A 7,553-nucleotide genomic window follows, 5' to 3' on the forward strand; every position below is an offset into this window, starting at 1 on the left:
GGAAGACGGAGGTCCGGCGCGAAAAGGCCAGGGTCCGGGACGCGGGAATCGGAGGGCCCAGGACGCGGGTGGGGCCCGCGAGCAACGGCTCGCGGGCCCCACCTCAGAGCGTCATGCGGATGTCAGCGGCCGTGGTGCACGGCGCGCCGGGAGGCGATGACGTCGTTCGCGTACACCAGGGCGACCCGGTGGTTGTACTGGATCGTGTACATCTTCTTGGCGCCGAAGACGACCTTGCCGTCGCTCTTGAAGTAGTCGTCGGTGAGCGCCGGCGCCGCGGTGGCGACGTATGCCTGGCCGGACGGGATGGTGTACATGCTCAGCGCCGCCTGGGTGGAGGCGCCGTAGCCGGCCGGGTACTCGGCGGCGTCCGGGTAGCTGGAGCCGTACACCTTGGCGGGCGGCGTAGAGCTCTTCACGCCGGCCTTGACGATGGTGTAACCATCACGCGCCACAAGGGTGTTGGCACCGCCCGGGTTGTAGAACCACACCTTCGAGCCGCTGAACCAGATCGCCGTCCAGGGGCCCTTCTTGCCGGCGACCACGAACTGCTGGCCGGCCTGCACGGTGTTGCCCCAGTCGTTGACGCGGTCGGTGCCGTTGCCGCCGGAGTGGATGGCCTGGTCGCCGAAGAGGGGCGCGGTGCTGCTGGGTGCGGTCCGCACGAACAGGGAGTTCGACGGCTGCGTCACCTTGGTGCACTCGGGGGTGGCTCCGGTCGGGTCGTCGCCCGGGCAGATCTCGACGGTCTGCCGGTTGTGCTTGAAGCCGGGGGCGATGGTCACCACCGAGCCGACGTCACCCACCCCGTGCTTGCCCGTGGCGGGCGCGCCGAGAAGGGCCATGAAGTGCTCCCAGTCCCAGGCCGTACCCGGGTCCCAGTGCATGCCGGAAACAAGGTCGGAGCTCGGTCCGACAACGTTGTCGTGACCAATGATGTGCTGCCGGTCCAGCGGGATGTCGAAGCGCTTGGCCAGGTACTTCACCAGTTCGGCGGTGGCCTCGTACTGCGCCTCGGTGTACCAGTCGGCGCCGTGTGCGGCGAAGCCCTCGTGCTCGATGCCGATGGAGTGCATGTTGGTCGAGTAGTTGCCCGCGTGGAAGGCGATGTCCTTCGTGGGCACCATCTGCGTCACCGCACCGTCGGAGGACCGCATCACATAGTGCGAGGCGGTCGAACTGCCCGGGGCCTGGAACGAGGCGATGGCCGACTCGTAGGAGCCCTCGATGTCGTGGATGACGATCGTGTCGATCCTGACCCCGTTGGCGGGCCGGTCGGAGACCTGGCCGTTGCTCGGCGCCGCCGGCACGAAGGTGCAATCCACGGTCGCGGGGCACTCGGCGCCGGTGTCGGCCGCGGCCTTCAGCCGCAGCTTCGCCAACTGGCCCGTGGCGGGCTTGACCTGCGGCAGGGCTGCGAGGTTGACCCGCTGCCCGTCGGCGGTGGTGCGGGCGGCCCCCTTGGACAGGGTGGCGAAGACGCGGTTGGCGAACGCCTTGGCGCCCTGCGCCTGCGAGGCCTGGCTGTACCGGGCGACCGCCCCGTACCAGTCACCGGCACCGGCGGAGGTCGATCCGCCCGCGGCCTTCTGGTACGACGCGAGAAGGGCCGCGCCGCCGCGGATGTTGGCGGCGGGGTCGTCGCGCAGTTCCTGCGCGGACAGCCCGGTGAGCTTCGCCGCGGCCTGGAGGGTGTGCAGGGCCGGGTCGGCGACGAAGGACTCGATGTCGCTGCGGCCGGCCGCCCCGGCGTCTCCGCCGGCCACCATTTCCGGCGTCACGTCGGTGAGGTGCATGGGGCCGTAGCCACCGCTCGCACTGTGCCGGCCGGCGTGGCCGTCCCATGCCGACTCCTGGTACGCCACCGCCAGCAGCACCTGTTCCGGCACGTGGTACTCGTCGGCAGCCGCGGCGAAGTCGCGCTGCAGGACGGCGTCCGCTGGCGTGGCTCCGGTGGCCTGCGCCGTCAGCGGCACGGCCACGGATCCGGCGACCACCAGCGCGCTGGCCGCGGCCAGCAGGCCGCGCTTGCGCCGCTTGGCGTGCCGGCCTGTGGGTGTTTCTGATGCCATGAAACAATTCCAAATCTTGAACGGACGAAGCCGATTCCCCCGGCTCCGCTTCGATATGACGTATCGCCGTTTCCTGTGGAAGGCTCACGCGATTCCACTCGTGCCGGAATCAAGGGCACGTGAAACTCCGTCAACGTCCGTTTTCCGTGTCTTCCCCGTACGTTTCCGAGCCGGGCAAGCCGCCACCCATGCCGGGCGACCCGGACATGACTGCCGCCGGCAGGAGGGCACACACGCAGGCGTGCGGCCGGCTGCACCTTTGCAACCGAACGGTGAGTGCGCAGTCCACCAGCCAAGTGCGCCACACCCGCCGCAACTCCCGTTCCCACGAGGGGAACGCAGAGGCGGAGGAGGGCCCAGGCCGCACCGGCGGATGAGTTCGCCACATGCCTAGCAGTCGCTCGGCACTATGCGCCACCGCCCCGACGGTGAAAGCTCACGGAAATCCTTGCCTTGTCCGGACGCGCGTGCCCCTGAGAGCCGCGGGCCCGGCCAATAGTGCTTGCTGCGTCGAGGAGTAGATCAGAAAAGAGCTGCACCATGCAAGTAAGCGTGGGGACGTAACGACATCGAACCGGGCATTACCGACCCTTCACCGGTGCGCGCGTCCACATCCCGGAATGCATCACCACCTTGACTAGTGACTTTTCCTCGTGCGAGAGTCGTCACCACTTCAACAGGTGATGCGCAGCCGTCGCGTCACCGGGACAGGAGGAGCCGCATGGGCCGAGCTGTGAGGTACGACGACATCGCGACGGGCGAGGCGCCGCCGGTTCCCTCCCCCGGGGCCTGGGCCGCCGCGTCCGGCGCAAGGAAGGGGACGCGGTGACCGCCGCCGGCGGGGAGCGCCGACCGGAGCGCGGAACCCCCGTGGCACGCCGCACCATGCTCGGCATGCTCGGCGCCGGTGCGGCCGGTGTCGCCGCGGCGCCCTGGCTGCAGCGCGCCTGGGAGGGCGTCCTCGGCGCCGCCTCCCAGGCCGACCCCACCGGACTGACCGGGGTCCTGCCCAACCCGGGCGGCTTCCGGTACTACAGCGTCGTCGGGTCGGTGCCCCGCAAGGACGCGCGCGCCTACCGGCTGAAGGTGGGCGGGCTCGTCGACCGCCCGCGCACGTACACGCTCGACGACCTCCGCGCGCTGCCGCAGCGGCGGATCGTGCGCGACGTGCTGTGCACCGATGGCTGGCGGGTGGCGGACACCCCCTTCGAGGGTGTGCCGCTGTCCCACCTGCTCGACGCGGCAGGAGTACGCCCAGAGGGCAAGGCGATCCACTTCACCTGCTTCGACGGCGTCTACACCGAGAGCCTCACCCTCGAACAGGCCCGCCGCACCGACATGCTGGTCGCCCTGAAGATGCAGGACAAGCCGGTCAGCCACGAGCACGGCGGTCCTGTCCGGCTCTACGCCGCGCCGATGTACTTCTACAAGTCGGCCAAGTGGCTGTCCGGAATCACGGTGACCGACGAGGTCGTCCCCGGCTACTGGGAGGAGTACGGCTATGACCTCGACGGCTGGCTCGACGGGGCCGACCGGCGTGGCGGCGCGCAGGCCGCCTGAGCGCTCGGCGCGGGCGCTGCGTTTCACCCGGGCCGAGCGCTGGGTGCACCGCGGCACCGGTCTGCTGATGCTGCTGTGCCTGACGACCGCGGCCTGCCTCTACCTGGGTCCGCTGGCCCAGCTCGTCGGACGCCGCCATCTCGTCGCGACCGTCCACGAGTGGTCGGGGATCCTGCTGCCGCTGCCCCTTCTGCTCGGGCTCGTCTCCCCGGCCTTCCGCGCCGACCTGCGCAGGCTGAACCGGTTCGCCGCGTACGACAGGCACTGGCTGCGCGCGGCGCGCAGGCGGCTGACCGCTCCGGAGCTGCGGCCCGCCGGCAAGTTCAACGCCGGCCAGAAGCTCTACGCGGGGTGGCTCGCGGGGGCCGTACTGGTCATGGCGGCCACCGGGCTGCTGATGTGGTTCACCGGAGTGCTGCCGGCGGTCTCCCGCACCAGCGCGATCTTCGTGCACGACCTCGTGGCCTGGGCCATCGTCCTTGTGGTGATCGGGCACATACGCAAGGCGCTGCAGGACCCCGAGGCCCGGCTGGGGATGCGCACGGGTTACGTGTCCACGGCCTGGGCGAGACGGTGGCACGTCCACTGGACGGAGGCCGAGGAGCGTCCGGCGGCGAAGGACACACCTCAGCCCTGACCCCGGCTTCGCCCTCGTACGCGCCTGCCCGGTCGGCCGGGCCCCGAAGACGGGGCCCGGCCGACCGGGCACGGTGTACGGCCCGGGCACGGCGTACGGCTACGTGCGCCGGGCTGCGGAGACCGATGCCGGGTGAGACCTGGCCGACCGCGGTCGCGCCGCCTTCTTGCGCGCCCGGTACGCGGCTGCCTTCACCCGGTTGCCGCACGGGTCCATGGCGCACCACTCGCGGCGGCCGCCGTGGGAGCGGTCGAGGTAGATCTGCGTGCACTCCGGCCTGCTGCACTCCTTGACCAGCTCGATGTCGGGACCGCTCAGCAGCCGCACCGCCTCGCGGGCCAACGACGACAGCGCCTGCCGGGGGGTCGCCTCGACCCGGCGCCCCTGCGCGGTGAGCTGCGGGACGGCGGACGGCCCGCGTGCCGCGGAGTTGAGGAGCGCGAGGGCCTCGGCGTCGTACTCCTCCTTGTTCAGGGCGGAGCTGACGAGCGAGAAGATCGCCTCTCGGAGGGCGACGGCCTCCGTCACGTCGGACGGCCGCGCACCCACGGCCCCGTCGACGAGGCCCGACTCCCAGAACCACACGTCCAGGCTCTCAGGCGTGGTGAGCATCTCCTGGGGGTCCGGGTTCCGGCGGCGCCTCAGCGTTCCCACGAAGTCCAGCACCGGCAGGCCGCACTTGAACGCATGCATCATGTCACCATTCTGGCAGGTGACGAACAACACGGCAAGACGCTGTCACTCCGGCGGTCCGCCGCTCCCGCGCACCGCGGCCCCGGGCGCCACTCACCGCACAGGCCGTGACGGCACGCAGCCTCGACGCGGCCTCCAGTGGGCGCCTGGGACAGCCCTCGATCAGGCGCGATCGCCCTGGCCGCTCGCCACGCGTCGCAGCGCGGCCGTCAGCGCGGCGAGGTCGTGGTCGCGGAAATGGTCGACGAGGTGGCGCCGCACGCTGGCGAGGTGCGTGGGCCATGCCTGCTCAAGGCGCTCGAGCCCGGCGTCCGTGAGCACGGCGTTCCAGCCCCGGCCGTCCTCGGCGCACTTGACGCGTTCCACCCAGCCGTGCTTCTCGAGCCGGATGACGACACGCGTCATGCCGCTGAGGGAGAGGCTGCAGACCGCGGCGAGCTCGCTCATGCGCATCGCGCGGCCCGGGGTCTCCGACAGGAACATCAGCGGCGAGTACTCGGAGAGCGGAAGCCCGGCCCCCTCGATCATGTCCGCGTCGACGGCACGCGGGAGCTCGAGGAGGACTCGTCCCACCTCGCGCACGAACGCTTCCTCGCTCGCGCTGAGGGCCTTCACCTGCCGCTTCGTGGTTGCCATCCCCTCACTGTAGCTGCTTGACAGGTCAATGAGACCCGCAGAGCGCCGCCTCGGGGCGAGCGCATGCCTTTGACAGTTGTCGACCGGTCGTCTAGCTTCGAAATAGGCGACCGGTCGGTTAGCACCGGGCGCCATCCCCCCGACAGCGGAAACCAAGGAACGGAGCGCCTCTCGTGGCCACCCCCGTCAAGCTCGCCATCGTCTACTACTCGTCGACCGGCACCATCACCGAGATCGCAAAGGAACTCCACGACGCCGCCGTCAAGGCCGGCGCGGAGGTCCGCGTGGTCCGCACGGCGGAAATCGCCCCGCAGACCGCCATCGACGCCAACCCGGCCTGGGCCGCCCACCACGCGGCCACCGCGCACGTGCCGCAGGCCACACCCGAGGACATCGAGTGGGCCGACGCCGTCGTCTTCGGCACCCCCACCCGCTTCGGCAACGTCTCGGCGCAGCTCAAGCAGTTCATCGACACGCTGGGCGGTCTGTGGGCCGAGGGCAAGCTGATCGACAAGGTCTACAGCGCCTTCGTCTCCAGCGCCACGGCGCACGCAGGCCAGGAGGCCACGCTCCTGTCCCTCTACACCTCGATCCACCACTTCGGCGGGATCACCGTCACCCCGGGCTTCACCCAGCCGTCCAAGTTCATCGACGGAAACCCCTACGGCACCTCCCACGTGGACGGCCAGGGCAACAACCCGGTGGACGAGGTCACCCGCACCGCGGCCCGCGTCCAGGCCGAGCGGGTCGTCCGGGTCGCCGCACAGCTCAAGGCCGCCTGAGCGGCACCCCGCAGGCAGCGGCGCCGCGCGACCCCACCACCCCTCACCGACGGCCGCGCGGCGCCGTTCCACACCCCACCGACCCACGAACGAGGAGATGCGGAAACATGCGCGTGGAGATCTGGACCGATGTCGCCTGTCCCTGGTGCTACATCGGCAGAGCGCGCTTCGCGCGGGCCCTCGCCGGCTTCGCGCACCGCGACGAGGTCGAGGTGGTGCACCGTTCGTACGAGCTCAACCCGGACGCCCGGAACGGCACGACCCCCATCATCGACGCCGTCGCGGCACAGTACGGGCGCACCCGCGAGCAGCAGGTCGCGCGGGAGGAGCATGCCGCGTCGGAGGCCCGCGCCGAAGGCCTGGACTACCGGATCGGCGGCCGCGTCCACGGCAACACCTTCGACGTCCACCGCCTGCTGCACCTGGCCAAGGCGCACGGCGTCCAGCAGGAGCTTCTCGACCTCGCCTTCACGGTGAACTTCGCGGACGAGCGCTCCGTCTACGACAGGCGGACCCAACTGGACCTCGCGGTAGAGGCGGGACTGGACCGGGCGGAGGCGGACGCCGTCCTGGCCGACCCCGAGGCCTACGCCCGGGAGGTCCGGGCCGACGAGCGGCTCGCCGCGGAACTCGGCGCCGGCGGTGTGCCGTTCTTCGTGCTGGACCGGAAGTACGGCGTGACCGGCCTGCAGCCGGCCGAGATGTTCACCCGCGCTCTGGAACAGGCCTGGGAAGCCCACACCCCGGCCGGGGCGTGACGCGGGGCGCACCGTCCGCCGCCGGAGCCGAACGCCCTGAGTCCCGCCGCTGCCCGCCCCGGCCCACGTCCGACCCCACTGCGGCGTCGGACGTGGGCCGGACGCGCCGGGCTCGACCAGCGGGGTCTGCAGGTGGCGGTCCAGGATGCCGTGGCAGCACGACGTGGACGAAGCCCCGAGGTCTGCTCCAGGCCGGAAAACCCGGACAACGGCCTGCTTCCCTGCGCGCCGCAGGGCGCCATGGCGGGGGATGCGCACCGACGGGACACCGCACTGCACGGTGAACACCTCGACGCGGCCCTCGACGCGGCCCTCGACGAAGCGCCCGGCGAGGCGGTCGCGCAGACCAGTCTCAGCACTGCTCGGTCGGCCGCGGGTCCGTGGTCGAGGGCCGCCCCGAACCGCAACCCCTGCC

Annotated in this window: 8 protein-coding genes; 5 read left to right on the forward strand and 3 right to left on the reverse strand. The window is 71.2% G+C overall.

All coding sequences use genetic code 11. From position 1 onward, the window contains the following. Positions 1–122 precede the first annotated feature (122 nt). Positions 123–2,072, reverse strand: coding sequence for an N-acetylmuramoyl-L-alanine amidase (locus AC3ET4_RS17655; protein ID WP_431950357.1), 1,950 nt, complete (start codon positions 2,070–2,072; stop codon positions 123–125). Positions 2,073–2,957: 885 nt separating this feature from the next. Here AC3ET4_RS17655 and AC3ET4_RS17660 point away from each other — a divergent pair. Together AC3ET4_RS17660 and AC3ET4_RS17665 are read left to right on the forward strand one after the other, a co-directional pair. Continuing rightward, positions 2,958–3,632, forward strand: a complete 675-nt coding sequence (locus AC3ET4_RS17660; protein ID WP_431950378.1) for a molybdopterin-dependent oxidoreductase — start codon at positions 2,958–2,960, stop codon at positions 3,630–3,632. Then, positions 3,574–4,269 (forward strand): cytochrome b/b6 domain-containing protein, encoded by a 696-nt coding sequence (locus AC3ET4_RS17665; RefSeq protein WP_431950360.1) that lies wholly within the window; start codon positions 3,574–3,576, stop codon positions 4,267–4,269. The genes AC3ET4_RS17660 and AC3ET4_RS17665 overlap by 59 nt, the downstream gene beginning before the upstream one ends. Before the next feature lie 99 nt (positions 4,270–4,368). Here AC3ET4_RS17665 and AC3ET4_RS17670 read toward each other — a convergent pair whose 3' ends face one another. Together AC3ET4_RS17670 and AC3ET4_RS17675 are read right to left on the reverse strand one after the other, a co-directional pair. Then, positions 4,369–4,962: a CGNR zinc finger domain-containing protein gene (locus AC3ET4_RS17670; protein ID WP_431950380.1), complete on the reverse strand. Its 594-nt coding sequence runs from the start codon at positions 4,960–4,962 to the stop codon at positions 4,369–4,371. 162 nt (positions 4,963–5,124) lie between these two features. Continuing rightward, complete coding sequence (locus AC3ET4_RS17675; protein WP_431950362.1) at positions 5,125–5,598, reverse strand: MarR family winged helix-turn-helix transcriptional regulator; 474 nt, start codon at positions 5,596–5,598, stop codon at positions 5,125–5,127. Positions 5,599–5,771: 173 nt separating this feature from the next. Here AC3ET4_RS17675 and wrbA point away from each other — a divergent pair, with 173 nt between their 5' ends. The 3 genes from wrbA to AC3ET4_RS17690 all read left to right on the forward strand — a co-directional run. Beyond that, entirely contained in the window at positions 5,772–6,380 is a 609-nt protein-coding gene (wrbA, locus tag AC3ET4_RS17680) for an NAD(P)H:quinone oxidoreductase (RefSeq protein ID WP_431950364.1), read from the forward strand. A gap of 107 nt (positions 6,381–6,487) precedes the next feature. Beyond that, positions 6,488–7,138: a DsbA family oxidoreductase gene (locus tag AC3ET4_RS17685; RefSeq protein ID WP_431950366.1), complete on the forward strand. Its 651-nt coding sequence runs from the start codon at positions 6,488–6,490 to the stop codon at positions 7,136–7,138. A gap of 150 nt (positions 7,139–7,288) precedes the next feature. Then, positions 7,289–7,553, forward strand: a 265-nt coding sequence (locus tag AC3ET4_RS17690; protein ID WP_431950368.1) for a hypothetical protein, incomplete at its 3' end; no start/stop codon positions are given.

This window comes from Actinacidiphila sp. bgisy167, from assembly GCF_057707665.1.